Source organism: Bacillus sp. IT-79MI2, from assembly GCF_949768135.1.
Lineage (GTDB): Bacteria > Bacillota > Bacilli > Bacillales > Bacillaceae_G > Bacillus_A > Bacillus_A pseudomycoides.
Window position 1 is genome coordinate 1 of sequence record NZ_CATKPV010000116.1, and the last position, 1523, is coordinate 1523.

Sequence of the window (1523 nt, forward strand, 5' to 3'; positions counted from 1 at the left end):
ATGCCCATCAACTTAAGAAAACAAGTTGCCCCCAAAACGATAAAAATGAACTTCGGTGCTATAAAAAATACAAAATTTCCATTTAGGAGGTACTTTAAAAACTTAACTTGATGGCGATGGGGTGAGTCCCCTAATATAAATAAGAAATTGGGATGAAATAAATAATTTTCTTTATTATCAAGAACTAAATAAAAAAGTAAAATAAAAGAATATTAATTATAAAATTCTTCAATTCTGTCCAACCATTCATTTACTAGAGCGTTAAAAAGTTGTGGTTGCTCTATTTGTAAATTATGACCAGCTGTATCCAATACTGAAAATGTTCCTCTCGGATATTTATGTAAAATGTTAAGTGCATCTTTATATCCAACAGAAGCGTCTTGTCTTCCTAAAAGAAATACACTTGGTTTATCAAAATTAGACTGATCGACTTTAAATGAAAACTCATATTTATTCCTAACTCTATTTAAAAACTTTTCATCTGCAATTTTACAACCTGCAACAATTTCATTTTTATAACGCAACCAATTATACTCATCAAGTACAACTTGATTACTTTTGAAATGTTCTAATTCCTCTTTCGATAAACTTTCAATAAATTTATCATCTGTTTTCAAGATTTTATGTTTCTCAACTGCTCTATCTTCGTTTAGAGGAATAATAACAGGACATATAAATGCCGCTCCGAGTATTCGTTCTTTTTGTTTTTCGATAAGTCCTCTAGCTATATATCCGCCATAAGATTCACCCGCAATTATGTATTCTTGTTCAGGGAGAACTGCTTGAATAAAATCTAAAACAGCAGTCAACATTTCATCAGAGCTACTTATTTCGTCATAGTTTTTGGTTACTCCCATTCCAGGTAGATCAATATAAATACGTCGCCATCCAGCTCTCTTAGTAAATATAGGTTCCATACAACCACTCATTAATCGATGATCAGGTGTATAGCCATGTATCATTAAAATTGGTTTTCCTTTCCCTATATCTTCATAGTAAATGTCGGCTTGTCCAACCTTGCAATATGGCATATTGAATCCTTCTTTCTTGAAAATTTCAAATATTAGAGAGAATATTCCCTCAAATTTAAATATACAATAAGGCAATTGAAGATTCCAGTTATTTGGAACGGAACCCTTATTCTGCAAAATTACCCTTTAATAAATTAAACCGGTTAACGAGAGCTCACCCCATCGTTAGCAAGCTAATAAAATAAAATTCCCTTAAAATGAAAAAATACGCTATTCTTCCTGTAGAATCATAGGAAAGGATGGCGTTTTTGTATGTCTATTTCTGTATCTGATGAATTACAACTATTTGCTCAAGAGATTCAAAGTTTTTTATCTCCAAATACCTTACGGGATCTTGCTAGAGATGTTGGTTTTGTACAACGAGCCAGTAAGTACCAAGCAAAAGATTTAGTAGCTTTATGTGTATGGGTGAGCCACAATATCGCTACAACTTCTTTAGCTCAGTTATCTAGCTGTTTAGAAGCATCCACAGAAGTACTCATCAGTCCGGAA

The 1523-nt window shown here is 32.5% G+C and carries 1 protein-coding gene and 1 pseudogene; one reads left to right on the forward strand and one right to left on the reverse strand.

The window, feature by feature from the left end; translation table 11 throughout:
• Positions 1-212: 212 nt before the first annotated feature.
• Positions 213-1031: an alpha/beta fold hydrolase gene (locus ACM6HU_RS25465; protein ID WP_016114414.1), complete on the reverse strand. Its 819-nt coding sequence runs from the start codon at positions 1029-1031 to the stop codon at positions 213-215.
• 252 nt (positions 1032-1283) lie between these two features.
• On the opposite strand from ACM6HU_RS25465, the pseudogene ACM6HU_RS25470 reads away from it, so the two are divergent.
• Positions 1284-1523 (forward strand): annotated as a pseudogene (locus ACM6HU_RS25470) (IS4 family transposase); the annotation flags it as partial.